General features: G+C 61.8%; 22 protein-coding genes. 13 read left to right on the top strand and 9 right to left on the bottom strand.

Annotated features, from left to right (window positions below; all coding sequences use genetic code 11):
* Positions 1 to 65: 65 nt before the first annotated feature.
* From Q0K06_RS09110 to pgsA, 3 genes are all read left to right on the top strand, one after another.
* The gene (locus Q0K06_RS09110; protein ID WP_294551441.1) at positions 66 to 713 is read left to right on the top strand and encodes a regulatory protein RecX; all 648 of its coding nucleotides are present in this window, start codon (positions 66 to 68) and stop codon (positions 711 to 713) included.
* A 94-nt stretch (positions 714 to 807) separates the two neighbouring features.
* Positions 808 to 2,157, top strand: a complete 1,350-nt coding sequence (gene rimO, locus Q0K06_RS09105; RefSeq protein ID WP_294551439.1) for a 30S ribosomal protein S12 methylthiotransferase RimO — start codon at positions 808 to 810, stop codon at positions 2,155 to 2,157.
* Between the two features lie 3 nt (positions 2,158 to 2,160).
* Entirely contained in the window at positions 2,161 to 2,688 is a 528-nt protein-coding gene (gene pgsA, locus Q0K06_RS09100) for a CDP-diacylglycerol--glycerol-3-phosphate 3-phosphatidyltransferase (RefSeq protein WP_294551437.1), read from the top strand.
* A 61-nt stretch (positions 2,689 to 2,749) separates the two neighbouring features.
* Here pgsA and Q0K06_RS09095 read toward each other — a convergent pair whose 3' ends face one another.
* Positions 2,750 to 3,052: a hypothetical protein gene (locus Q0K06_RS09095; protein ID WP_294551434.1), complete on the bottom strand. Its 303-nt coding sequence runs from the start codon at positions 3,050 to 3,052 to the stop codon at positions 2,750 to 2,752.
* A gap of 65 nt (positions 3,053 to 3,117) precedes the next feature.
* Positions 3,118 to 3,735 (bottom strand): helix-turn-helix transcriptional regulator, encoded by a 618-nt coding sequence (locus Q0K06_RS09090; protein WP_294551431.1) that lies wholly within the window; start codon positions 3,733 to 3,735, stop codon positions 3,118 to 3,120.
* A gap of 770 nt (positions 3,736 to 4,505) precedes the next feature.
* Here Q0K06_RS09090 and epsC point away from each other — a divergent pair.
* The 7 genes from epsC (at position 4,506) to Q0K06_RS09055 (ending at position 12,911) form a co-directional block, all read left to right on the top strand.
* The gene (epsC, locus tag Q0K06_RS09085; RefSeq protein ID WP_294551429.1) at positions 4,506 to 5,156 is read left to right on the top strand and encodes a serine O-acetyltransferase EpsC; all 651 of its coding nucleotides are present in this window, start codon (positions 4,506 to 4,508) and stop codon (positions 5,154 to 5,156) included.
* 19 nt (positions 5,157 to 5,175) lie between these two features.
* Positions 5,176 to 6,585, top strand: a complete 1,410-nt coding sequence (cysS, locus tag Q0K06_RS09080) for a cysteine--tRNA ligase (RefSeq protein ID WP_294551427.1) — start codon at positions 5,176 to 5,178, stop codon at positions 6,583 to 6,585.
* Positions 6,586 to 6,844: 259 nt separating this feature from the next.
* Positions 6,845 to 7,309 (top strand): MarR family transcriptional regulator, encoded by a 465-nt coding sequence (locus Q0K06_RS09075; protein WP_294551425.1) that lies wholly within the window; start codon positions 6,845 to 6,847, stop codon positions 7,307 to 7,309.
* Positions 7,303 to 9,450, top strand: a complete 2,148-nt coding sequence (locus tag Q0K06_RS09070) for an ABC transporter ATP-binding protein (protein WP_294551423.1) — start codon at positions 7,303 to 7,305, stop codon at positions 9,448 to 9,450. Before Q0K06_RS09075 ends, Q0K06_RS09070 begins: the two co-directional genes overlap by 7 nt.
* A complete protein-coding gene (locus Q0K06_RS09065; protein WP_294551421.1) occupies positions 9,447 to 11,294 on the top strand; it encodes an ABC transporter ATP-binding protein in 1,848 nt (615 codons plus the stop codon). Before Q0K06_RS09070 ends, Q0K06_RS09065 begins: the two co-directional genes overlap by 4 nt.
* Positions 11,295 to 11,498: 204 nt before the next feature.
* Positions 11,499 to 12,434 (top strand): GNAT family N-acetyltransferase, encoded by a 936-nt coding sequence (locus tag Q0K06_RS09060; protein WP_294551419.1) that lies wholly within the window; start codon positions 11,499 to 11,501, stop codon positions 12,432 to 12,434.
* Positions 12,435 to 12,503: 69 nt separating this feature from the next.
* Positions 12,504 to 12,911: a GNAT family N-acetyltransferase gene (locus Q0K06_RS09055; RefSeq protein ID WP_294551417.1), complete on the top strand. Its 408-nt coding sequence runs from the start codon at positions 12,504 to 12,506 to the stop codon at positions 12,909 to 12,911.
* Positions 12,912 to 12,970: 59 nt separating this feature from the next.
* Here the strand turns inward: Q0K06_RS09055 and Q0K06_RS09050 are convergent, their stop codons facing one another.
* The 6 genes from Q0K06_RS09050 to Q0K06_RS09025 form a co-directional block, all read right to left on the bottom strand.
* Complete coding sequence (locus tag Q0K06_RS09050) at positions 12,971 to 13,840, bottom strand: DegV family protein (protein WP_294551415.1); 870 nt, start codon at positions 13,838 to 13,840, stop codon at positions 12,971 to 12,973.
* 193 nt (positions 13,841 to 14,033) lie between these two features.
* Complete coding sequence (locus Q0K06_RS09045) at positions 14,034 to 14,837, bottom strand: hypothetical protein (protein WP_294551413.1); 804 nt, start codon at positions 14,835 to 14,837, stop codon at positions 14,034 to 14,036.
* Between the two features lie 15 nt (positions 14,838 to 14,852).
* Positions 14,853 to 15,359, bottom strand: coding sequence for an RNA polymerase sigma factor (locus Q0K06_RS09040; RefSeq protein WP_294551411.1), 507 nt, complete (start codon positions 15,357 to 15,359; stop codon positions 14,853 to 14,855).
* A 105-nt stretch (positions 15,360 to 15,464) separates the two neighbouring features.
* Complete coding sequence (locus Q0K06_RS09035; RefSeq protein WP_294551410.1) at positions 15,465 to 19,523, bottom strand: M56 family metallopeptidase; 4,059 nt, start codon at positions 19,521 to 19,523, stop codon at positions 15,465 to 15,467.
* Positions 19,516 to 19,881 (bottom strand): BlaI/MecI/CopY family transcriptional regulator, encoded by a 366-nt coding sequence (locus tag Q0K06_RS09030; protein ID WP_294551406.1) that lies wholly within the window; start codon positions 19,879 to 19,881, stop codon positions 19,516 to 19,518. Before Q0K06_RS09030 ends, Q0K06_RS09035 begins: the two co-directional genes overlap by 8 nt.
* 135 nt (positions 19,882 to 20,016) lie before the next feature.
* The gene (locus Q0K06_RS09025; RefSeq protein ID WP_294551403.1) at positions 20,017 to 21,381 is read right to left on the bottom strand and encodes a D-alanyl-D-alanine carboxypeptidase family protein; all 1,365 of its coding nucleotides are present in this window, start codon (positions 21,379 to 21,381) and stop codon (positions 20,017 to 20,019) included.
* Between the two features lie 170 nt (positions 21,382 to 21,551).
* On the opposite strand from Q0K06_RS09025, the gene Q0K06_RS09020 reads away from it, so the two are divergent.
* Positions 21,552 to 21,992, top strand: a complete 441-nt coding sequence (locus tag Q0K06_RS09020) for a ComEA family DNA-binding protein (RefSeq protein WP_294551443.1) — start codon at positions 21,552 to 21,554, stop codon at positions 21,990 to 21,992.
* Positions 21,993 to 22,021: 29 nt separating this feature from the next.
* Positions 22,022 to 22,705 carry a response regulator transcription factor gene (locus Q0K06_RS09015; protein WP_294551400.1) on the top strand — a complete coding sequence of 228 codons (684 nt, stop codon included), beginning with the start codon at positions 22,022 to 22,024 and terminating at the stop codon, positions 22,703 to 22,705.
* 61 nt (positions 22,706 to 22,766) lie between these two features.
* Here the strand turns inward: Q0K06_RS09015 and Q0K06_RS09010 are convergent, their stop codons facing one another.
* Positions 22,767 to 23,414: a DUF6198 family protein gene (locus tag Q0K06_RS09010; RefSeq protein WP_294551398.1), complete on the bottom strand. Its 648-nt coding sequence runs from the start codon at positions 23,412 to 23,414 to the stop codon at positions 22,767 to 22,769.
* 201 nt (positions 23,415 to 23,615) lie between these two features.
* Between Q0K06_RS09010 and Q0K06_RS09005 the strand changes: the two genes are divergently transcribed.
* On the top strand, positions 23,616 to 24,167 hold the full coding sequence (locus tag Q0K06_RS09005) for a PadR family transcriptional regulator (RefSeq protein ID WP_294551395.1): 552 nt from the start codon (positions 23,616 to 23,618) through the stop codon (positions 24,165 to 24,167).
* The last annotated feature ends 127 nt before the right edge of the window (positions 24,168 to 24,294 follow it).

Below are 24,294 nucleotides of genomic sequence, written 5' to 3'. Positions count from 1 at the left end.
TCAGGCCAAGGCCGCCGCCCGGGCTGCCGGCCGGGCGGTGGATGTGTCCGCCGAGGATTTTGAGGATGCGGATAGCTAAGCTGCTGCCCTCCCAGCGGATTCAGGGCCGGTGGCTGTGCCACCTGGAGGACGGGACTATCCTGCGGGTGACCGAGAGCGAGGTGGCCTGCTTCGGGCTGTACTCCGGCATGGAGCTGAGCGAAGAGACCAAAGGGAAGCTGGAAGAGGCCGTCCGCCGGGGCCAGGTGAAGGAGAAGGCTCTCCGGCTTTTGTCCGGACGGCCCATGTCCCGGAAGGAGCTGGTGGATAAGCTCACTGCCCGGCCCCGTGACAGGGAGAAGGAGCCCATCTCTGAGGAGCTGGCCCAGGAGGCCGCCAGCCGGCTGGAGGAGCTGGGCTACCTCAACGACGCCGAGTACGCCCGCACTGTGGCCCGGCACTACGCCGCCAAAGGCTACGGGGAGCGGAAGCTGCGGGACGAGCTGTGGAAGCGGGGTGTGCCCCGGGAGTACTGGGACCAGGCCCTGGAGGAGGTTCAGGACCCCGCAGACGCCATGGACGCCTTTATCCGCCGCAAGCTCATGGGCCGCACCGCCGACCGGGAGACGCTGGGCAAGCTGTCCGCTGCTCTGGCCCGCCGTGGCTACCGATGGGAGGATATCCGCGCCGCCCTGAGCCGGTACGGTGAGACCTTTGAGGACGAGAGCATCTGAGAGCAGAGAGAGAATTTCAAGGGAAAACCGGAAAATGGGGCATTTTCCCCTTTTCATTTTGTACGTTTCGTGATATCCTGTACTTCACGTTCAGATGAAGGAGTTACATGCTGTGAATCAGTATAAAGTTGCGTTTGTTTCCCTTGGCTGCGCCAAGAACCTGGTGAATACCGAGCAGATGATGGCCCTGTGCCGGGACGCGGGCTATGAGGTGGTGTCCAATCCGGAGGGGGCCGACGTGGCCGTCCTCAACACCTGCGGCTTCATCGACTCGGCCAAGAGCGAGGCCATTGACAACATTCTGGAGCTGGCCGGGCTGAAGAGCAAGGGGGTTCTGGGCAAGCTGCTGGTGACGGGCTGCCTGTCCCAGCGGTACAAGGACGAGCTGATGGAGGAGATGCCCGAGGTGGACGGCGTGCTGGGCACCGGCAGCTATACCGACATCGTCCCCGCTGTGGAGTCCGTTATGGAGGGAGATCAGCCCACCTTCTTTGGCGACATCGACCACACTGTGGAGGACGGCGCCCGGATGGTGTCTACCCCCGCCTACACTGCCTACCTGAAGATTGCAGAGGGCTGCGACAACCGCTGCTCCTACTGCATCATCCCCTACCTCCGGGGCCGCTACCGCAGCCGGACCATGGAGTCGCTGCTTGCTGAGGCCAAGGGGCTGGCCGACCGGGGCGTAAAGGAGCTTATTGTCATCGCCCAGGATATTACCCGCTACGGCACCGACCTCTACAAGAAGCGGATGCTGGGCGAGCTGCTCAAGGAGCTGTGCAAGCTGCCCTTCCACTGGGTACGGCTGCACTATCTGTACCCCGACGAGCTGGACGACGATCTGATTGAGGTCATCGCCAGCGAGCCCAAAATTCTCAATTACATCGACATCCCCCTCCAGCACATCAACGACAAGCTGCTCCGCGCCATGAACCGCCGGGGCACCAAAGCGGAGATCCTGGCCCTGCTGGACAAGCTGCGGGCACGGATTCCCGGCCTGGTGCTGCGCACCTCCCTTATCGCCGGCCTGCCCGGCGAGGGCGAGGCGGAGTTCGAGGAGCTGTGCGACTTCCTGCGCCAGGCCCGCATTGAACGGGCCGGCATCTTCCAGTTCTCCCCCGAGGAGGGCACCCCTGCCGCCGTCATGCCCGACCAGGTGGACCCTGACACCGCGGCCCGCCGGGTGGAGCTGCTGGTGGACCTCCAGTCACAGGTGATGGACGACTTCAATGAGAGCCGTCTGGGGGAGACTCTGGAGGTCCTCTGCGAGGGCTTTGACCCTGACATGGGCTGCTATGCGGGCCGCTCCTACGCCGATTCTCCCGACGTGGACGGCAAGGTGTTCTTCACCGCCGCCGGGCTTGTGCCCGCCGGTACCTTTGTCAATGTGCGTATCACCGGCACAGAGGACGGCGACCTGATGGGCGAAATTGAGGAGGCATAAGGGATGAATACGGCCAACAAGCTCACCCTCAGCCGGGTGGTTATGATCCCGCTGTTCCTGGTGGTGCTCTATCTGGGCTTCCCATTCAGCCAGTATGTGGCACTGGCCATCTTTATCCTGGCCAGCGTCACCGACTTTGTGGACGGGTACATTGCCCGCCACTGCAACCAGGTCACCGACTTCGGCAAGTTCATGGACCCCCTGGCCGACAAGCTGCTGGTCATGGCCGCCATGCTGTGGTTTGTGGAGAGCGGCCGCTTCCCCGCCTGGGCCCTGCTCATCGTCATCGCCCGGGAGTTTGCCGTCACCGCCCTGAGGCTCATCGCCGTGGAGCGGGGCCGTGTGATTGCCGCCGCCTGGTCCGGCAAGGTTAAGACCGCTTCCACCATGGTGGGGATCTGCGTCATGTTTTTGTTCCCCAACCCGGTGCTGGATGCGGTGGTGATGGCCGTTATTGTTCTTACCACCCTCTACTCCGGCGTGGAGTACTTTATCAAGAACCGGGACGTTATGGACTGGAAGAACATGTGATGCATCAAAAGCCCCCGGCCGCTCCTATGAGCGGCCGGGGGCTTTCTGCAATAGGACGGAGTCAGGAGCGGCGCCGCGCCCTGTCCAGGCGCAAAAGAGGGAGGGCGGCCAGTCCGCCCGCCAGATAGGCCAGCAGATCCAGCGGGTCGGACACAGAGCCGGAAATCAGAAGAGGGGAGACATACTCCCAGAACAGGCCGCACAGGAGCAGAAAGGCGGCGGCGGGCAGAGCCTTGGTAAGCGGCGGCAGCCGCCCGGCGGACAGCAGCAGGTTGGCCAGGGCGAGAATCATGGCTCCGGCCAGAATATCGTGGAAATACCAGGAGAAGAAGCGGCCCGCCGCCCCTGGCAGGCCGGTGAGCACCAGACGGTTGAGCCAGTAGAGGGCGGCTGCGAGCAGGATGATGGCAAGGGGGACGGCGTTGGCCCTCAGAAAAGCGCCATGAGCAGCAGGGCCAGAACAACGCCCAGCATGACCGCCAGCACCGTGCCCCCGAACCCCAGTCCGCCCCGCTTCTCCTGCGGGGCCTCGATAGGGTCCGCCCGAAGCATGGACTCCCGGGTGCGGGTATCTCCGTCCCGCACCACCTTCACCAGACCGCACTCCCTGAACTCCTGGGCCCGGCGGTAGGCCTCCTCCAGAGACAGACCGGAGGCCAGCACCACAGGCAGCACCGGGATAGCCTGCTCAATTTCCTCCTCCGTCATACCAAGCCTGCGGAGGGTATTTTTGGTCTCCTGGGGCGCAGGATTGATGTCCATCAGCACCAGGGCATAGTCAAAGGTAATATTGGACTGCTGATGGGGCTTGGCCTGAGCCTGAGTGGGAGCGCTGTCCGTTTTATTGCCCTCCTTGCCCAGCAGCAGATAGTCGGCGGACAGATGGAAGAGCTCGCACATTTTGCTCACTGCCTCCAGGTCGGGCTTGGTCTGACCGCTCTCCCACTTGCTCACCGCCTGGCGGGACACCCCAAGGGCCTCCCCCAGCTGCTCCTGGGACATGCCTGCCGCCCGACGGGCCGCGGCAATTCGTTCGTTGAGTTCCATAGAGAACCTCCTTCTATTCCCGCATCCGCCGCCCCGCACGCGGAGGGATGGCGGTCCTTTTCCTGGTTTCAGTGTACCAAAAAGAGGGAGGTTTCTCAAGCGATGCAGGCTGGAAATCTGTCAACTCCAGGTTGACAACAGACCGAAGAGCGCCTGGGAGGGGCAAAAACGGAGGCGGACTGGTTGGCTTAACAACCATTTGCAAGCCGTTATACCAATATTCGTTGCGGCAGCGAGCCGCCGGTTGACAAGAGAAGCCCCTTGGAAGCAGAGGGGAGAGCAGGCGCAGGACGGCGTTTTGAAGCGGATTCCATCTCCGGGAACAGAATACCAGCGTAAAGACGGAGAAGGTGGCGGGCCTGCCCGCCCTGGTGACCGGCGGCCTGTTCGGACTGGCGCTGTTTCTGTCCCCCTCTTTTCCTGGACATCCCCTCCCTGTACTCCATCTCCGAGGGCATCGCCCTTGACACCGGACAGGCCCCGTGATAATATACTATAACAATAGAATATCGCGAGGAACGGAAAGAGTAGCGCAGGCCTTACCGGCCAGAGAGGAACCGTCACCGGCTGAGAGCGGTTCCGCGGGAACCCTGCGCGAAGTGCGTCCGGGAGCGAGAGGGATGTAGAAGCCCTCCGGCTGGCCCCGTCATCGGCCTTTAAGTGAGAAACGAGAGTGGAACCGCGGTTTTCAATCGCCTCTTGTGCCTGCGGGCACAGGAGGCGATTTTCTTTTATGACCCGCCCTGAGGCGGTTGGACAGGAGGCATCCTATGACCAGACTTGGTGAAACTCTGCGGGCCTATCAGGCCCGTGACCCGGCGGCCCGCAGCCGCCTGGAGATCTTTCTGCTCTACCCCGGCGTACACGCCGTTATCTACCACCGCATTGCCCACTGGTTCTACCGGCACAGGCTCTTTTTCCTGGCCCGGTGCGTGTCCCAGTGGAGCCGCTGCTGGACCGGCATCGAGATTCACCCCGGAGCCAAGATTGGCCGCAGGCTGGTCATTGACCACGGCATGGGCATTGTTATCGGCGAGACCGCCGAGATTGGGGACGACTGCCTCATCTACCACGGCGTCACTCTGGGCGGCACCGGCAAGGACCACGGCAAGCGCCACCCCACCTTGGGCAACAACGTGATGGTATCCGCCGGGGCCAAGGTACTGGGGCCCTTCAAAGTTGGGGATAATTCCCGCATCGCGGCCAACGCCGTGGTGCTCACCGAGATTCCCCCGGACGCCACTGCCGTGGGCGTGCCCGCCCGGGTGGTGCGCATCGCCGGGGAGCGGGTGGATTACGCCGCCAGAGTGGACCAGATCCATGTCACCGACCCGGTGCAGAAGGAGCTCCAGGCCCTGTCATCCCGGCTGGAGTGGCTGGAGAAATTCATTGATCAGCAGGCCAAAAACGGAAATCTTTAAAATAAGGAGATTTTGAAACATGAAGCTCTACAATTCCCTCTCCCACACCAAGGAAGAGTTTGTCCCCCATGTGCCCGGCAAGGTGTCCATGTACACCTGCGGCCCCACGGTGTACCACTATGCCCACATCGGCAACCTGCGCTCCTACATCATGGAGGACGTGCTGGAGAAATTTCTCCGGTATGACGGGTATGACGTGAAGCGGGTCATGAATATCACCGATGTGGGCCATCTGGCCTCCGACGCCGACACCGGCGAGGACAAGATGGTCAAGGGCGCCCAGCGGGAGCACAAGACCGTTATGGAGATTGCCAAGTTCTACACCGACGCATTCTTCGCCGACTGCAGGAAGCTGAACATCAAGTATCCCGACGTGGTTCAGCCCGCCACCGGCATGATTGACGACTATATCAAGGTCATTACCAAGCTGCTGGATACCGGCTACGCCTATCTGGCCGGGGGCAACGTGTACTTTGACACCTCCAAGCTGAAGAAGTACTACGTGTTCAACGACCACGACGAGGAAAACCTGGCCGTGGGCGTCCGGGACAGCGTGGAGGAGGACCAGAACAAGCGCAACAAGGCCGACTTCGTCCTGTGGTTCACCAAGAGCAAGTTCGAGGACCAGGCCCTCAAGTGGGACTCCCCCTGGGGCGTGGGCTACCCCGGCTGGCACATTGAGTGCTCCTGTATCTCCATGAAGTACCTGGGAGAGTACCTGGACATCCACTGCGGCGGCATTGACAACGCCTTCCCCCACCACACCAACGAGATCGCCCAGTCCGAGGCCTACCTGGGCCACCCCTGGTGCAGGTACTGGATGCACGTCCACCACCTGAACACCAGCAGCGGCAAGATGAGCAAGTCCAAGGGCGAGTTCCTCACCGTGTCCCTGCTGGAGGAGAAGGGCTACGATCCCCTGGTCTACCGTCTCTTCTGCCTCCAGTCCCACTACCGCAAGGGCCTGGTGTTCTCCTGGGAGAACCTGGATAACGCCAAAGCCGCCTACGACAAGCTGGTGGCCCGCGTGGCCGCCCTGGGAGAGGACGGCGAGGTGGACCAGGCCGCCGTGGACGCCGCCAGAGCCGCCTTCATCGAGGCTGTGGGCAACGACCTGAACACCTCCCTGGGCGTCACCGCCGTGTACGACGCCCTCAAGGCCGGCACCAATGACGCCACCAAGCGGGCCATCATCGCCGACTTTGACAAGGTGCTGGGTCTGGACCTGCTGGGCCGGGCCGCCGCACTGAAGGAGAAGGAGGCCGCCCCCGCGGAGGGGGCCGAGGAGATCGAGGCTCTCATCGCTCAGCGGGCTCAGGCCAAGAAGGAGAAGAACTGGGCCCAGGCCGACGCCATCCGTGACCAGCTCAAGGCCATGGGCGTGGAGATCAAGGACACCCCCAACGGCGTGGAGTGGAAGCGGATCTAAAACAAAACAGAGCAGCTTTGCCCCCTGGACTGCGGACGCAGTCCAGGGGGCTTTTGTATGGCTGCCATTAACATAAAAAATACAGCGGCGGAAAGCGCTGGCGGAGAGGCGTTTCCGGGCATGAGACAAAGTGAACGGGACTGAGAATGGATTTTTTTGTGCACAATGCGGTTGACAGAATGCGGTCTGGCGCGTATGATATCATAACGTAATTAAATAATAACGATATTAACAGTTAGCAAGGAAAGCTGGTGAGAGATTGGAGCACAGAGAGACAGAACGGGCCCTGTTTCGGGCCCTGCACCGGTTTGGAAAGCTCAATACCGGGCAGATCATCGAGATGGAGGGGCTGACCCAGGGAGAGTTCTTCGGGCTGTCCATGCTGCGGGAGCATCTGAAGGCCCACCCCGAGGGAATGCACGTCCGGGAGCTGGCAGGCAAGGCCAGAGTGTCGCCGCCCAGGGTGTCACGGATGCTGCGTGACATGGAGGAGCGAAGTCTTATCGAGCGGCGGATTGACCGGAACGACCGGCGCAACACCTATATTTATCTCACAGAGCAGGGCGAGGCGGCCTGGAACCGGACAGCGGAACGGCTTTCCACATTTCTGGATCGCGTTGTGGACAGAATGGGGCTGGAGAACGTCCAGACCATGATTGACCTGTGGAACCAGTTCTCCGAAATTCTGGAGGACGAACGAGCAAAGGAGACAGAGCAGTGCTGAAATTGATACGCTATCTCAAGCAGGTGAAATGGTCCATTCTGGCCATTATGCTCCTGCTGGTGGTGCAGGCCTGGTGCGACCTGAGCCTGCCGCAGTATACATCGGATATTGTAGACGTTGGCATCCAGCAGGGGGGCATTGAACACGCCGCCCCCGACCAGATCCGGGACGAGACCATGGAGAACCTGAAGCTCTTCATGGAAGAGGACGGCTGGAACAAGGTAGAGGCCGCCTACACCCTGGGTGAGGACGGTATCTGGCGCCTGAACAGTGTGAGTGAGAGCACCCTGGAGGAGCTGGACGCGGTGTTCGGCATGCCCATGCTCATGCTCTCCGCCATGGAAGAGGAGGGGATGGACGCGGGCACCCTTCAGGCTGTGCTCTCCTCCGGCCAGATGACGCTGGAACAGCTGGAAGCCATGGCCGACCAGGCCATGGAGAAGTTCGGCAGCCAGTCCGACATGATTGTGGAACAGAAGGCACTCCTCTTCGTCAAGGAGGAGTACGCCGCCATGGGCCTGGACCTGGATCAGATCCAGATGAACTATCTCCTTGTCACCGGCGGTAAGATGCTGGGCATCTCCCTGCTCATGGCCCTGGCCGCTATTTTGGTGGGCCTGCTGGCATCCCGCACCGCCGCCCAACTGGGCATGAGCCTGCGCGGCGACGTGTTTAAGAGCGTTATGTCCTTCTCCAACGCGGAAATTGACAAGTTTTCCACCGCTTCCCTCATCACCCGCTCCACCAACGACATCCAGCAGGTGCAGATGGTGGTGGTGCTCATGCTGCGCATTGTTATCTACGCCCCCATACTGGGCGTCGGCGGCATTATCAAGGTGGCCGGCACCCATACGGGCATGGAGTGGATCATTGCTGTGGCTGTGGCCGCCGCGCTGGCACTGGTGGCCCTGCTCATGGGCCTGGCGCTGCCCAAATTCAAGCGGATGCAGACTCTGGTGGATAAGATGAACCTGGTCTCCCGGGAGATCCTCACCGGCCTGCCTGTCATCCGGGCCTTCAGCCGGGAGAAGCACGAGGAGAAGCGCTTTGACCTGGCCAACCTGGACCTGAAAAAGACCCAGCTGTTTACCAACCGGGTTATGACCTTTATGATGCCCATGATGATGCTGCTGATGAACGGCGTGTCTATCCTGATCGTCTGGAACGGCGGCCACGGCATTGACGCGGGCACCATGCAGGTGGGCGACATGATCGCCTTCATTACCTACACCATGCAGATCGTCATGTCTTTCCTCATGATCGCCATGATCGCCATCTTCCTGCCCCGGGCCAGCGTGGCCGCCGGGCGCATCAACGAGGTGCTCCAGACCAAGCCGGTCATCCGGGACAAACGGAAGGTGAAGGACAACAGCAAGGAGCAGTGGCAGGGCGTGGTGACCTTTGAGGACGTGTCCTTCCGCTACCCCGACGCCGGGGCCGACGTGCTGGAGCACATCACCTTCACCGCCCGGCCCGGCCAGACCACCGCTATCATCGGCTCTACCGGCTCGGGCAAGTCCACCCTGCTGAACCTGATTCCCCGCTTCTTTGATGTGAGCTACGGCCGCATTACCATAGATGGCGTGGACATCCGGGACCTGTCCCAGCACAAGCTCCACCAGCTGCTGGGCTATGTGCCCCAGAAGGGCGTGCTCTTCTCCGGCGATATCGAGTCCAACCTGAAGTTCGGCGGTGAGAACATCACCGACCAGGCCATGGAGGAGGCGGCGGAGATTGCCCAGGCCAAGGAGTTCATCGACTCCAAGCCCGACGGCTACCACACCCCCATTGCCCAGGGCGGCACCAACGTGTCCGGCGGCCAGAAACAGCGGCTGTCCATTGCCCGGGCCATCGCCAAGAACCCCAGAGTGTTCCTCTTTGACGACTCCTTCTCCGCCCTGGACTACAAGACCGACGCGGCCCTCCGCCGGGCCCTCAACGAGAGGGTAAAGGACGCCACGGTTATCATTGTGGCCCAGCGAATCTCCACCATCCTTCACGCCGACCAAATCGTGGTGCTGGACGAGGGCAAGATCGCCGGCATCGGCACCCACGAGGCGCTGATGAAGACCTGCTCCACTTATCAGGAAATTGCAAAAAGCCAGCTCTCTGCGGCTGAATTGGGAGGTGAGGGAGCATGAGCGAAACAAAACAGAACCACAGCGCGCCCCGCCGGGGGCCCATGGGGCACGGCGGAATGAGGCCCGGCGAAAAGGCCAAGGACTTCAAAGGCACCATCGGCAAGCTGCTGGCCTATATGGGCCGGTACAAGATCGGGCTGTTCTTTGTGCTTCTCTTCGCGGCAGGCTCCACTGTGTTCAACGTCTTTGGCCCCAAAATCCTGGGCAACGCCACTACGGAGCTGTTTAACGGGCTGGTGGCCAAAATCAGCGGCACCGGAGGCATCGACTTCGGACATATTGCCCAGATTCTCCTCTTACTCCTGGGGATGTATCTCCTGGCCGCCCTCTTCGGCTCCATCCAGGGCTGGATTATGAGCGGCATTGCCCAGAAAATGGCCTACCGCATGCGCCGGGATATCTCGGAAAAGATCAACCGCATGCCCATGAAGTACTTTGAGTCCCGCACCGTGGGCGAGGTCCTCTCCCGCATCACCAACGACGTGGACACCATGGGACAGAGCCTTAACCAGAGCATCACCCAGCTCATCACTTCGGTGACCATGATCATCGGCGTGTTCATCATGATGCTCACCATCAGTCCCCTGATGACCCTCATCGCCGTTATCATCCTGCCCGTGTCCATGCTGCTCATCAGCATTGTGGTGAAGCACTCCCAGAAGTACTTCAAGGCCCAGCAGGAGTACCTGGGACACATCAACGGTCAGGTGGAGGAGTGCTATTCCGGCCACAACGTCATCCGGGCTTTCAACCAGGAGGAGGCCGTCAAGGCCAGATTTGACGAGACCAACCGCATTCTGTTCCAGTCCGCCTGGAAGAGCCAGTTCTTCTCCGGCATGATGCAGCCCATCATGAACTTTGTGGGCAACCTGGGCTATGTGGCCGTGGCGGTGTCCGGCAGCATGCTGGCGGTGTCCGGCGTCATCAAGGTGGGTGATATCCAGGCCTTCATCCAGTACGTGAAGAACTTCACCCAGCCCATCACTCAGATTGCGCAGGTCTCCAACATGCTCCAGTCCATGGCCGCCGCCGCCGAGCGGGTCTTTGAGTTCCTGGATGAAGAGGAGGAGACCCCCGACCCCGCCCAGCCCGCCTCTCTGGCGGATGTGAAGGGCGGCGTGGACTTTGACCACGTCCACTTCGGCTACAATCCGGACAAGATCATCATCAACGACTTCTCCGCCCACGTGGAGCCGGGGCAGATGGTGGCCATCGTTGGCCCCACCGGCGCGGGCAAGACCACCATGGTCAAGCTGCTCATGCGGTTCTACGACGTCAACTCCGGCGCTATCAGGGTGGACGGACACGACGTGCGGGACTTCCGCCGGGCCGACCTGCGGGAGACCTTCGGCATGGTGCTCCAGGACACCTGGCTGTTCAAGGGCACCATTATGGAGAACATCCGCTACGGCCGCCTGGATGCCAGCGATGAGGAGGTCATCGCCGCCGCCAAGGCCGCCCACGTCCACCACTTCATCCAGACCCTCCCCGGGGCCTACCAGATGGAGCTCAACGAGGACGCCACCAACATCTCCCAGGGCCAGAAGCAGCTTCTGACCATCGCCCGGGCCATCCTGGCCGACAACAAGATCATGATTCTGGATGAGGCCACCTCCTCGGTGGATACCCGAACCGAGCACCTCATCCAGGACGCCATGGCCAACCTGATGAAGGGCCGCACCAGCTTTGTCATCGCCCACCGGCTCTCCACCATCAAGAACGCCGACCTCATCCTGGTGATGAAGGACGGCGACATCGTGGAGCAGGGCAACCACCAGCAGCTGCTGGCAAAGGGCGGCTTCTACGCCGACCTCTACAACGCACAGTTCGAGGACGTAGGGTAACAGAAAACAGGCGGCGCCCGGTTTTATGCCGGGCGCCGCCTGTTTTTGCGCAGGTTGCATTGGGCCTGCGGGTATGGTAGACTGTAATTGTTATGCACAGGCCGTGCAAATCATAACAGGGAAAGGATGGTCGTTTATGAAGATGAATCGTGTATGGAGGGTTCACGCTTCCTAACCCTCCAATCAACGTTTGGAGGAGAACAGATGAAAGACGAAATCACCATCCGAGAAGCCGTTACAGAGCAGGAGATTGGGTTCTTTTGGGCGCAGCTCCGGGCCTACTTCAACCGGGATATCTTTCCCGGCCCGGACAGCGGGAAGAAGGCCCATTTCCTGAACGGCCAATACCGCAGTCATATGGACGCCATCCATAATCGGCGGCAGGACCGCAGCTATTACCTGCTGCTGAGCCGGGGCGGAGCGGACATCGGCCTGGCGCTGCCGGTGCTGTATCGCACGGAGGACCGCAAGTGCTTCCTGTGCGAGTTCTGCGTATTCCCGGAGTTTCGGGGAAACGGCGCCGGGACAAAATGCGGGGAATGCTTTCTCTCCTGGGCCAAGTCCATGGGGGCCGCCTACGTGGAGCTCAACTGCGACACACCCCAGCGCCAGCGCTTCTGGGGACGGCTGGGCTTCCGGAAAAACGGAGCAGACGAGTGGGGCATGCCCTTGATGCTGCTGCCGCCGGAAGAGGAGCTGCCGATTCACATTGAACGCCTGACCGGCGGCGGAGACTGGCAGCTGAAAAAGCTGGAGAACGGATTCCTGCGTGAAATCGGCGAGGACGTGCTTACGGAAGAGAAAAAGCGCCGCCTGGAGCAGGCGGTTTCCGACGGGAGGATCACATACTTCCTTGCAAAGCGGGGATACCGGGCCGTGGGGATGTGCAGCGTAACGGCTGCGTTTTCCACCTTCGCCTGCGGAAATGTGGGGATCTTTGAGGACTTCTATATTGAGCCGGTCTTTCGGGGAAAGGGCATTGCCCGGATGCTGGCGGAGGCGGCGCAGAAGTGGTGCAGGGAAAACGGCGTCGCCAGCCTGAGCGTCACCTGCGCGCCCTGCGATGAGCAGATGTATCAAGCCCTTGGGTTTCATATTCCGCTGGGGAGAACGTACGCATATCCGGCAAGCGGAGACTGAACGGTCAGGAGGCGGAGAGATGAGATTGCGCAATACCAAAATCAAAATGATTGAATTTTGGAGGATGCCGTGGAAATCAGAAAATATACTGACTATCACGAAGCAGAGGTTCTGCGCCTGTACAAGAGCGTGGGCTGGACGGTTTATGCGGACAACCCCGCCATGGTGAAGGCGGCCTTTGCCGGCTCCCTGCTGGTGTTGGGCGCTTTTGCGCAGGGCGAGCTGATTGGCCTGGTCCGCGCCGTAGGCGACGGGGTGTCCATTCTCTACATACAGGATATTCTGGTTGCCCCGGGGCACCAGAGAAAGGGCGTGGGCGCAAAACTGCTGCAGGCAGCGCTGGCCCAGTACCCGTCAATCTATCAGACTGTGCTGATGACCGACAACATCCCTGAGCGGGCCGCCTTTTATCGCGCCTGCGGCTTTGCAGCGGCTGCCGATATGGACTGCTGCGCTTTTGTACGGATGCCCGGATAATATGCAGCGAAAAAACGGCAAATCCCACTGGGATTTGCCGTTTTTTTATGGCCTGCCGCTTACCGGCCCGTACCCCAGTAGAACAGGGCGATAACGCCGGGACCGGTGTGGGCGCCGATGATGGGGCCCATATGGAAAATGGTGATCTCCGCGTCGGGGTGCCGCTCCAGGACGGTGGCCTTCATAAACTCGGCGTCAGAGAGACAGTCCCCGTGGCAGATAAATACCTGGCGGCTCAGCTCAGGGGTCCAGTCCTTGTCCATGTGGTCGATGAGGGCCAGTATAGAGTTCTTTCTGCCCCGGGCCTTGGCGGTGTTGGTCAGATGGCCCTCGCTGTCACAGTGCATCACCGGTTTAATCTGAAGGGCGGAGCCCACCACGGCGGTGGCGGCGGAGATGCGCCCACCCCGGCGCAGATGGTTCAGATCCTCCACCGTGAACCAGTGGGCCACGTTCTGCTTGTGGTTCTCCACCCAGGCGGCCAGCTCCTCCAGGCTCAGGCCGGCAGCCTTCTGGGCCGCAGCTCCGGTCACCAGCAGACCCTCGCCGGCAGAGGCGGCCAGGGAGTCCACGCAGATCAGCTTCCGATCCGGGTACTTCTCCCGCAGGTCCTCCATACAGATTTTCGCCGCCTGGATGGTGCCCGACAGGCCGGAGGAAAAGCAGATGTACAGCACATCCAGCCCCTGCTCCAGACAGCGGGTGAAATACGCTTCATAGACCGTGGGGTTGATCTGAGAGGTAGAGCCCATCTTGCCCTTCCGCATGGCAGCAAAGAATTCCTCGCTGGTGATGTTGCCGCCGGGTCCGAAGGTATAGGGTACGCCCTCCAGCTGGCACTCCATGGGAATGATCTCCACACCAATCTGATTGGCCCAGGCCTCGGTCAGGTCTGTGGTGGCGTCGGTGATGATCTGATAACCGCTCATCATAACACTCCTTTGTTTCCCATGCGGCGTCTGCCGCACAAATAGATGGATTCTGCTCTCATTATACAGCCTGGAGCGTCAGACCGCAAGGAGGACGGAAGTCCGGAGAAGGGAAAAGTAAGGAAGCAAAGGGGAAAGAAATACAAACAGTATATTTCCATCTGAAAAATCCGGAATAGATTCAAAATAAAACTTAAAGCTCCAGCTCCTGCCGGATGGATGCCCAGACCTTCCCGCTGGGCAGCGCGCCGCTCGCCCGTACGGCCCGGGCGGCACGGCGGCGGGTCATGGGACGGGCGATGCCCGACACCGGCGGCCGTCCGGCAGGCTGGAGCAGCATCCGGCGCAGGGGGAAGGCCAGGAACAGTACCAGCAGGAACAGGAGAGGGGCAAGGTACCAGATGAGATTGGGCCGGGACTGCCGGTTGGGAATGAGAGGCTGAGGGAGATCGGGGGCGTCCATACCGGTGGTAAAGGAGATCTGATGAGGGCCTACCGACACCTCCACCATGTCTCCGTATTCCGCCTGAATGCGGTCGGCACAGGCTTCCGCCGCCTCCTGGCCGTCCAGGGTGGTGATGGTGACGTGGACGCAGGGCTCACCGTCCAGACTGAAGTCATTGCCCCGGTTGCCCAGCCCCACAGAGATGACCGGGCTGCCCTCCGCACCCACCAGCTGGGAGAGGGCGGTATGGACCTCCAGCAGTTGGGCGCGGGACCAGCGGCAGGAGGCAAAGGCCAGACCGTCGGCGCTGCCCGCGGCGGCAATGATGGAGTCTATGGCGGCCTGGTCGCCGTCCACCACAGCCACAACCAGGGTGCGGCCGGCCTCGTTCACCCAGACGCCGCCCACGGTGTCCGGATAGCCCTCATCCTCCCAGCGGGCCGCCAGGGCCAGAGCGGAGTCCGGGATAGCCGCCTTTGCCTCCGCGCCGGCGGCGGGCAGAGCCAGCGCCGCCAGAAGAAGCAGGGAGAGAAGCGTACAGCGCAGTTTCATAATTACCTCCAATCGTCATCCATTCAGATAGTCCCGCACCCGCCCCATGGCGGTATGGTAGCGCCGCAGGGCCGTGCCCAGGGGAATGCCCAGCAGCCGGGCGCACTCCCGGAAACGGAGCCCGCCGTTGAGGTGCAGGCTTACCAGCAGGCGGTCCTCTGGAGAGAGCCTGTTCAGTGCGGCCTCCACGTCCAGCCCCAGGTCCAGATCTGCCTGGGGAACGGACAGACTGCCCTCCTCCAGAGGAAGGGCGTCCCTGCGGACCCGGAGGTGGTCCACCGCCAGATTGCGGGCCACCTGAAAGACCCAGGCCCTGGGGTGGGTCACCTCCGGGCCGGGCGGCTGCCGGTAGAGCCTGAGAAAGGTCTCCTGAAGCAGGTCCTCGGCGCTCTGACGGTCTCCCACCAGCCGGAGGAGCACGGTGTATACCGGCGGGGACAGAACCTCATAGAGGGTGTGGAAGGCCTCACGGTCCCCATTCCGCAGCGCGGAGAATAAGCTGTTGAGCTGATGTCCCGTCATGGGCCGCCCTCCTCTCTCTATCCTCTATGACGAAAAGCAGGCCGGTTTTATTCGGCAGATAACAGAAAAATTCCGGCCCGCCGGGGAAAGCGCGGGCCGGAAGGGTCAGTAGGCAAACAGGGTGGGGAAATAGAGCCCGCCGTCGTTGTCCAGCATGAGGCAGTAGGAGGGGGAGGTGCTTTCCCCGTCGTAGAAGTAGAAGAGCTCCAGGCTACCGTGGGAGAGGTAGCAGCGGGCATAGTCGAGACGCTCGTAGGAGGTGTAGTACATCTGGGTGCTGAAGTAGGCGGTGCCGAAGAGCAGCTGATTGTGAAAATAGGACTTGCTCAGGAGGGAACCGTCGTCCCAGTAGGAGAAAGTCACGTCCAGCACGTCCACCTGATTACCCGCATCATCGGTCCCGGTGGCCTTGAATTCCTCCGGCTTTCCGTCGGCCCGGTAGGAGTACTGGGAGCGGAAGCCGGACACCACTTCCGAGCCGTCGGTGCCCCAGGGGGTCAGGACTGAGTAGGCATCGGCGTTGCCCAGCAGGCCGCAGGTGTAGGGGTCATCCCGCTCTGTGGGGACGGTGGCGCCGTGGAAGCCGAAGGCGTAGATAGCGGGGGCAGCCAGGGGACCGTCGGCCCCCTCCCAGACATACCGGAAGCCGCAGCCTGTGCCTGTGTCGGGCTCAAACCAGAGCTGGAGCTCCAGGGTCTCCTGGGGGGAGTAATAGACAGCATATATGTCGTCCCAGGTAAAGCCGTACTCCGCGAGAATCTCCGAGCGGGTGGGGGTGTTCTCAGTGGCGTTATGGAGATTGCGCTCTGCCCAGCTGGTCACCGGAGCGTCAGGCAGCACCTCGGGGTAGAGGGTCAGGGCGCTGGAGCCCGGGTCCAGGCGGAAGGAGGAGCCGTCGAAAGACAGGTCGGCGGTATAGGCGGCTACATAGCCCAGGGTGTTTTGGACGCTCAGATCACAGGAGGCCCGGATGGGGACGGCGGACAGGTCGAAGGCATTGATGCCACCGGCCTCCGCTTTCATTCCGGACAGGTCCTCCGACGGATCGGTCAGGCCGGTGATGTCGCACTCCGCCTGCCCCTTGGGCCAGGTGATGGTGAGAAGGGCTGTGTCGCCCTCCCGGCGGGCGGAGCTGGTGAGCTGGGCGTTTGCCGCCTGGCCCAGGTCCTCCCAGGAGAGGCTGGAGACCTGGCCGAGGCCGCCGCCCTGGAGCTGGAAAATGTGGAGATCCCAGGCGCTGACCCCTGTCCCGGTGCCGGCGGACACCACGGCGGCCAGCTCCTCCGCGCCGTCTCCGTCGTAGTCGGCCAGGGCCAGGTCGGCGGGGATGATCTGAGGGCCGGCATTATAGGTGAGGCCGGGGTAGTAGGCCACCCGCTCCCCCTGGCGCAGGAACATGCCGCTCCGGCCGGTGACGGTCTCGTTGAGCCCGTAGAGGGTGATATCCGCCTCGGGCAGATCGGCCAGAATGCGGATGGGGGCGGTGAGCCAGAGCTGGGGGTCGTCAAAGGAGCGCTTCACGCCGCTCACATACAGGTTGTCCGGGTCGGGCAGTTCGGCGGCGGTCAGCTCCGCCGGGTCGCCGATGTCCACGCCGCGGTACCAGACGCCGCCGTCCCAGGACAGGGTGGCGGTCCCTGTGGAATTGCCCTCGCTGTCCAGCAAATCCAGAGACAGAACCGGGGTGCCGTACTCGTTCAGCTCCAGAGAATAGGCATCATAGGCCGCCTCGTCTCCCACGGGGAGCACGCCGCTCCAGATGAGTGAGAAGGTGTCCCAGCTGTCCGAGGTGTAGACGCACAGCGGCGGCAGTCCCCATCTGCTCAGGGTGAGGACGCCCCAGCTGCCGCAGAGGAGCAGAGAGTCCACCTTATAGAGGGCGTCGTCGGGGATATCCTCCGGGTAAGCCTGGTCATAAATCTGAGATATCTCCAGCTCACGCCAGGTCTCGCCGCCGTCCGAGGTGACATAGATGGGCGCGTCAACAAAAAGTCCTTCACAGAGGACGCCGTGGTCCGGGTCGGAGAAGGCGGCCCGCTCCATGTACCACTGGCTGTCCGGGTGGCTGTACTCCACCCAGGTGTAGCCGCCGTCGTGGGTGCGGTAAAAATAGGTGTCCTTATGGCCGATGCCGGCGCCGACGCCAACCACCGCCCAGCCCTCGCTGGCCGTGGTGAAGCCCATCTGGACCCTGGCGGCCTCCAGAATCGCCAGAGTCTCCGCCTCATTGCGGCCTGCCAGGTCCTGATCGGCCCACTCGGCGGGCGCGGGCAGGAGGGGCAGCAGAGGGGTCAGTTCTTCCCGGCCGGGGTAGCGGAGGTAGGGCAGGCCGTCCTCCGTAAAGACGCACTCAGGCGCCTGAGCGCCCCCATCCAGCTCCAGCAGGCCAATCCAGCTCTTGGTCACGCCGCTGGGGTACTGGTAGGTCAGCCGCAGGCCCAGCAGGCCGCCGGGGGCGTCCTCGGACAGATAGAAGGCTGTGCCGGAGGCCAGGTTGGCGTTCCCGTCCACAGACTGGACATTCAGCTGATTCAGAGGGTCGCCGATCTCTGTGTAGGTGCTCTCATTCAGGGCGTAGAGCTCCACCGTGTACCCCACCGCGTCGGTGGGGTTAGACAGGGCGATGAGGGCATCCCCATCGGTGAGGACCAGGGGCTGGGTTTCCCGCAGGGTGGAAAAAGGGGTGCTGTTCCGCAGGGGCAGCTCCTGCCCCCCTGCCACCACAGCGGGCGCTTCCCGCTCCACCCCCCGCAGGACAGAGGGCATCCGTACCCGGAAGGAATATCGGGCGGTGAGGGCCCGGGCGCCGCTGCCCCAGCGGGCGGTGACTACAATGCCCCGCAGCTCAGTGCCTGTGCCGCCGGCATCGGAACGGGATGAGAGGGAGAAGGCGGCAGAACCGTCCTCTCTTAACTGCAAATCCCGGGACATGGGGGCGGGCTCCGCGCCGGAGAGAAGAGAATCAGTCCCCTCCAGACTGGCCGGGGAAATTCCGGGCACAGAGAGCTGGATGGAGGTGTGGGTGGAGCCGGTGAGGAGGGGAGTGCTGTCCCAGTCGGGGGCTTCGGTTTCGGGGGAGAGGGTAATGGAGGAGCCCTCCACCGTGAGGGTCAGCTCAGGGGCGGCGTCAGGCACCTGGGCGGGATTGGCCGCCAGCATATAGCAGGAGGCCAGCAGAACCACTAAGGCCGCCGCCACCAGAGCGGCGGCGGGACGCTTCCACCGGAGGGCGCCCCGTACCCGGCCCTTCACGCCGTTTTCCCCAAAGGCCAGGGGCACCCGCAGAGGGTGGGCGGCGGCCAGGGAGAGCAGGGCGGCAGAGTAATTTTTACGGATATCCTCCGGGCTGCGGCGGAGGACAGACTCGTCGCAGGCGGCCTCCATGTCCCGGCAGGAGAGGAACCAGCTCACCCACAGGAGGGGGTTGAACCAGTGGACCGCAAGGGCCAGAAAGGCCAGCACCTTGACGATGTGGTCTCCACGGCGGATGTGGGCGCGCTCATGGAGCAGGACATACCGCCGGGTGTCCCCGCTCAGGCCCAGGGGGAGGTAGATTTTGGGCGGGAAGAAGCCCAGCACAAAGGGGGAGTCCACCTGGTCGCTCTCCCAGGCGCCGTCCGGGGTACGGACGGCGGCGGACAGCCTCCGCCGCAGGCGCAGCCAGGACAGCAGGCTCCACAGCCACAGCGCCAGCACCCCCAGGGCCCAGACGGCGGACAGGGCGGGCAGCCAGCCGGGCTCCGCGGGCGCTGGTGAGTCGGCAGGCCTGGAAACGGCGGCGGACTGGGTGCTGCCGCCTGCTTCCGGGGCGGGAGAGACCGCGATTGCGCCGCCGGCGGCATCTGCCTGATGGCTCGCGTAGTCCCGGGGACTGTTCCAGGCAACCTGGCCGCCGCCTGTATCGACGGCGGGGAGGTCCGCCGTCTGTTCCTCCGCCGGGGGAAAAAAGGAGAGCAGGCTCCAGCTGCTGGAGAAGGACACAGGACACACCATACGGAACAGCACCACTGCCCACAGCAGGAACACAATGGCCCGGGGGACCTTTGCGGTCCGCATAACAGCCCGGATGGCCAGCACCGCCAGGGCCGTTACGGCGGCGGTCAGGCTCATAGCCAGTACCGCCTGAAACAGGGTGGGCAGCAGGGAGAAAAACAGGCTATTCATCATCGCCCGCCTCCTCAATCATCCGCCGAAGCTCCTCCGCCTCCTCCTGAGAGAGCTTCTTCCCCCGCAGAAAAGCAGCGACAAAGGCGGGCAGGGAGCCGCCGAAGGACTTCTCCACCACCGCCTCGCTCTCATACTGTTCCACCTGCTGCCGGGGCACCAGGGCGGTGACGGTGGCATTCTCGTTTTTCAGGAACCCCCGCTGGCACAGCTTGCGGATCAGGTTATAGGTGGTTGGCTTTTTCCATCCAAAGCGCTCCAGACACATGCGGGACAGAGCGGTGGAGTTCACCGGCTCCTCACACCACACCAGGTCCATCAGCCGGTACTCGGCGTCAAACAGCTTATAATCGTCCATGACAGGGCTCCTTTCTCTGATGGGTTTGTTGCGACAAATCTGCTTGTGAGACTAGTTTATCGCGACAAACCCCGTTTGTCAAGAAAAAAATACCCTGCGGAGAAATCCGCAGGGTATGAGGTGGCGATATGGAGATCAGCGGCGGCGCCGGCCATGGTAATTGCTGCGGCTTCGGCCGCCGTAGCTCCGGCGGCCCCGGCGGCCGAAGAGGGTGAGCCGGAGCACCAGCACCAGAATCAGCACTACCAGCACCAGCAGAAGAATCTTCACCCACAGCTGGCTGAAGAATTTCTCAATCCGGTCCAGATTATAGAGCAGCTCGGAGCGCTCCACCGTGTCCACAGCCACCAGGTCCAGGGAACCGTATTCCTCGCCGTTGTAGGTGAGAGTCACCTTGCCCAGGACCGTGCCCTTTTCCACAGGGGCCTCCAGAGTGTCATAGTACTGCTCCACCTCCTGCTCAAAGTCCTCGGCGGACACGTCGTTGGGCAGCACGGCGGAGAGCGTGCCGTTGGGCTCGGCCACCACATGGTCGGTCTCGGAGAGGGTTACGGGGATGGACAGCTGGGGCTTGCTGCTGCTCATGATGGACTGGTAGGAGAAGTTGGAGAAGCCCCACTCCAGCAGCTTCTTGCTCTCAGAGAACTGGGTATAGCCGTCGCTGCCGGTAGCACCCTCGGCCCGCTCACAGCCGGTAACCACGGCAATCAGGGAGCGCTCTCCCTTGGTGGCGGAGGAGGCCAGACAGTAGCCTGCCTCGGGAGTATAGCCGGTCTTGATACCGGTGGCGTACTCGTATGTATAGCCCTTGTATTTCCAGCTGGTGATGAGGGCGTTGGTGTCCCAGAAGGTGCGCTCCTCGCTCATGTTGGTGGCGGGTACCGTGTAGTTCATGGAGGTGACCAGCTCACGGAAGATCTCGTGCTTCATGGCCTCGTTGCAGAACAGGTAGATGTCGTAGGCCGTGGTATAGTGATTCTCATCGTGGAGGCCGTGAGGATTCATAAAGTGGGTGTCCTGACAGCCCAGCTCAGCGGCCCGCTGGTTCATCAGCTCCACAAAGGCGGAAATAGAGCCGGACACCGTCTCGGCCAGCACATTGCACGCCTCGTTGGCAGAGGGGATCAGGGCGCAGGCCAGCACGTCCTTCAGGGTGAGAATTTCGCCGGGCTTCAGGTTCTGGGTGGAGGCACCGGACATCATGCCGTCGTTCACGTGCTCGCTGACCGTAATCTGCTGGTCCAGGGACAGCACGCCCCGCTCAATGGCCTCAATGGTCAGCAGGCCGGTCATGACCTTGGTGATACTGGCGGGATAGGTCCGTTCATAGGCGTTGTGTTCATAGAGAATCTCGCCGTAGGTGGTATCCACCAGAATGGCGGACCGGGCGTTCACCACATAGTCGTCCACAGAGTTGGCCGAGGCGGTGGAGAAAGGCGCCAGCATGGCGCAGATCAGCGACAGGGTCAGAAGAAAAGAAAAAAGACGATTTTTTTTCATAGGAAACTCCCGCACACTATGTTATAATAGATCCCATAACGCCCCTTTGCCGCAAAAACGGCCGGAAAGGCCGCCTCTGCGGCAAAGAAGAGACAGGGACAAATTCGTTTATATAATTTATTATAACAAAGAAGGACGGGCCGCGCAACGGGAAAGGTGGTTACAATTTGATGAAGATTTCCAGGCTGGAATTTGTGCTGCTTTTGCTGACAGCCGCCTGCCTCGCCTTCTTCGCCGGATGGTTCCTGGGCGGACAGTCCGACGCGGGGACGGTCCGCATTGCCGCCCAGCACAGCCCGGAGCCGCCGGCCGCTGCCAGCCCGCCCGCGTCCCAGACGCCGGCGCCGTCAGAGACCGGGCCGGCGGAAACTGAGGCTCAGGCGGCCGCTCCGTCTTCGTCTGCGCCGGAGCAGTCCGGGCTGGTCAACATCAACACTGCCGGCAGCGAGGAGCTCCAGACCCTCCCCGGCATCGGGGAGAAGCGGGCGGAGGCCATTATCGCCTACCGGGAAGAACACGGGCCCTTCCGCATTGTGGAGGACCTCACCGACGTCAGCGGTATCGGCGAGGGGATTTTGTCCCAGATCATCGACTACATCACCGTGGAATGAGGGCAGACGCCCTGTGGAGGAATTAAGCAATGAAAATTCTGGTTGTGGACGACGAGAAGGTGCTGGTCAAGGGCATCAAATTCAACCTGGAGAGCGAGGGCTATCAGGTGGAGACCGGCTATGACGGGGAGGAGGCTGTGGAGCTGGCCCGCAGCGGCAACTTTGACCTCATCATCCTGGACCTGATGATGCCCAAGATCGACGGCCTCCAGGCCTGCATGCGGATTCGGGAGTTCTCCAATGTGCCCATTATCATGCTCACCGCCCGCAGCGAGGATACTGACAAGATCATCGGCTTTGAGTGCGGCGCCGACGACTATATCACCAAGCCCTTTAATATCCTGGAGCTGAAGGCGCGGGTACGGGCCCTGCTCCGCCGGGCGGGCATGGCCGCCCAGAAGGACAAGAAGGCCCGAATTACCGCCGGTCACATCGTGATTGACGCCAACGAGCGCTCCGCCTGGAAGGGGGATACCCCGGTGGACCTGACCGCCAAGGAGTTCGACCTCATCGAACTGCTCATGCGCAACCCGGGCCGGGTGTACAGCCGGGAGAACCTGCTCAACGTGGTGTGGGGCTATGAGTATGCCGGGGACTACCGTACCGTAGACGTCCACGTCCGCCGCCTGCGGGAGAAGCTGGAGCTGAACCCCGCCCACCCCGAATATATCCTCACCAAGTGGGGTGTGGGCTATTACTTCAAAAACAGCTGAAGAAGAGAAAAAGCATGCCGCTCTGAGCCAATGCTCAGAGCGGCATGCTTTTGCGGGATGCTCAGGCGCGGGCCTCTCCGAACAGGGCCTGAGGCATGAACGCCAGACGGCGGCTGATGAGCCGGGCGATAAAGCCCACCAGCAGAGCGGCCACAATGGTCCCCTCCCGCACGCCGGCCAGCATGCCGGCAAAGACGAAGGAGAGAACCGCCGCCGCCACCGTCATGGTCACATCAAAGGCCACCTTGGTCATGCCGAACTCGGTGGCCCAGCGGAACACTACGGAGCGGACAAAGGACTCGCCGGGCAGCATGACCACGTCGGCCAGCATCTCCATGTACACGCCTACGCCCAGCACCACGCAGCCAATCAGCAGGTAGAGTACCTTCATGCCGTAGGCCTGGGGCTGAATGAAGGAGAGCAGAGTCATGCACAGGTCAATAAAGTAGCCGAACACAAAGGACACGGGAATCTGAAGGATGTGCTCAGGGCGGAAGTTTCTGCGCAGAATAATCAGCTGGAGGACGATGAGCAGCAGACTGAACAGAATGGTAAATTGGCCCAGGGTGAGGGGAAAATTCAGGCTGAGCACATAGGGGATGGAGGAGATGGGGGAGGTGCCCAAGTCCGCCTTGGTGATGAGTGCCACCCCCAGGGAGTTGACGAACAGTCCGATCAAAAATACCACATAGCGCTTCAGCTTTTCCATTTCCGAACCAAAACTCCTTCCAAAAAATCATTCCGCTCTCAGAGAGCGGAATATTGTTATATTTTATGGTAGCATGAAAATTTAAACATGTCAATTACGACATGTTTAAAAAGAGAGGAGAAGTGAGAAACGCTTTTTTGGAGGAAATGAAGCGGAAAGTATGCTATAATACCGCCATGAGCCTTACGAGGAGGAGAAATCATGGGAACCCTGCGCTATGCCATCCTGGGCCTGCTGAACCGGCGGGATATGTCGGGCTATGACCTGACAAAGGAGTTTGAGACCACTCTGGCCGAGTTCTGGGGCGCTAAGCACAGCCAGATCTACCCCGAGCTGAAGGCTCTGGCGGATGAGGGCCTGATCGCCTATCAGATTGAGATCTCCGGCACCGTGCTGGAGAAAAAGGTGTATTCCATCACCGTGCGGGGACGGACAGCCCTCCGGACCTGGGCGGAGACCCAGCTGAAGATGAAATCCGTGCCCAAGGACGAGTTCCGGCTCCAGCTGTACTTCTCCGACTGCATCCCGCCCCGGCGGCGCATCGCCCTGCTGGAACCCCAGCTGGAGCAGCACCGGGCCCTGCTGGACCACCTGCGGGAGAACCTGGCCGGGCTGGGGCAGACGCCCCCGGAGGATGAGGCCGCCTTCAGCGATTACCTGGTGCTGCTGGGCGGCGTCATGCGGGAGGAGAGCTGCTGCGCCTGGCTGGAGCGGTGCATCGCGCTGTGCCGTGAGCGGCTGGAAAAACAATGACAAACGGGTGTGCTTCGCCGGAAGTCCGGCAAAGCACACCCGTTTTCTGTTATTGCTTAAAGAACCACTGGCTCTGCCAGTGGATAAAGAGCTTATAGCTATGGACAAAAAAAGGACTCCCCGATAG

This window comes from uncultured Pseudoflavonifractor sp. (assembly GCF_944387805.1).
GTDB lineage: Bacteria > Bacillota > Clostridia > Oscillospirales > Oscillospiraceae > Pseudoflavonifractor.
Note: the sequence above shows the minus strand (reverse complement) of the source record. Positions and strands in the feature narration are given on the sequence as shown.

What these genes read in the sequence shown, in the direction of transcription:
- Q0K06_RS09110 (WP_294551441.1), top strand. Translation starts at nt 66, where the DNA reads ATGCGGATAGCTAAGCTGCTGCCCTCCCAGCGGATTCAGGGCCGGTGG.
- rimO (WP_294551439.1), top strand. Translation starts at nt 808, where the DNA reads ATGAAGGAGTTACATGCTGTGAATCAGTATAAAGTTGCGTTTGTTTCC.
- pgsA (WP_294551437.1), top strand. Translation starts at nt 2,161, where the DNA reads ATGAATACGGCCAACAAGCTCACCCTCAGCCGGGTGGTTATGATCCCG.
- Q0K06_RS09090 (WP_294551431.1), bottom strand. Translation starts at nt 3,735, where the DNA reads ATGGAACTCAACGAACGAATTGCCGCGGCCCGTCGGGCGGCAGGCATG.
- epsC (WP_294551429.1), top strand. Translation starts at nt 4,506, where the DNA reads ATGACCAGACTTGGTGAAACTCTGCGGGCCTATCAGGCCCGTGACCCG.
- cysS (WP_294551427.1), top strand. Translation starts at nt 5,176, where the DNA reads ATGAAGCTCTACAATTCCCTCTCCCACACCAAGGAAGAGTTTGTCCCC.
- Q0K06_RS09065 (WP_294551421.1), top strand. Translation starts at nt 9,447, where the DNA reads ATGAGCGAAACAAAACAGAACCACAGCGCGCCCCGCCGGGGGCCCATG.
- Q0K06_RS09060 (WP_294551419.1), top strand. Translation starts at nt 11,499, where the DNA reads ATGAAAGACGAAATCACCATCCGAGAAGCCGTTACAGAGCAGGAGATT.
- Q0K06_RS09050 (WP_294551415.1), bottom strand. Translation starts at nt 13,840, where the DNA reads ATGAGCGGTTATCAGATCATCACCGACGCCACCACAGACCTGACCGAG.
- Q0K06_RS09045 (WP_294551413.1), bottom strand. Translation starts at nt 14,837, where the DNA reads ATGAAACTGCGCTGTACGCTTCTCTCCCTGCTTCTTCTGGCGGCGCTG.
- Q0K06_RS09040 (WP_294551411.1), bottom strand. Translation starts at nt 15,359, where the DNA reads ATGACGGGACATCAGCTCAACAGCTTATTCTCCGCGCTGCGGAATGGG.
- Q0K06_RS09035 (WP_294551410.1), bottom strand. Translation starts at nt 19,523, where the DNA reads ATGAATAGCCTGTTTTTCTCCCTGCTGCCCACCCTGTTTCAGGCGGTA.
- Q0K06_RS09030 (WP_294551406.1), bottom strand. Translation starts at nt 19,881, where the DNA reads ATGGACGATTATAAGCTGTTTGACGCCGAGTACCGGCTGATGGACCTG.
- Q0K06_RS09025 (WP_294551403.1), bottom strand. Translation starts at nt 21,381, where the DNA reads ATGAAAAAAAATCGTCTTTTTTCTTTTCTTCTGACCCTGTCGCTGATC.
- Q0K06_RS09020 (WP_294551443.1), top strand. Translation starts at nt 21,552, where the DNA reads ATGAAGATTTCCAGGCTGGAATTTGTGCTGCTTTTGCTGACAGCCGCC.
- Q0K06_RS09015 (WP_294551400.1), top strand. Translation starts at nt 22,022, where the DNA reads ATGAAAATTCTGGTTGTGGACGACGAGAAGGTGCTGGTCAAGGGCATC.
- Q0K06_RS09010 (WP_294551398.1), bottom strand. Translation starts at nt 23,414, where the DNA reads ATGGAAAAGCTGAAGCGCTATGTGGTATTTTTGATCGGACTGTTCGTC.
- Q0K06_RS09005 (WP_294551395.1), top strand. Translation starts at nt 23,616, where the DNA reads ATGGGAACCCTGCGCTATGCCATCCTGGGCCTGCTGAACCGGCGGGAT.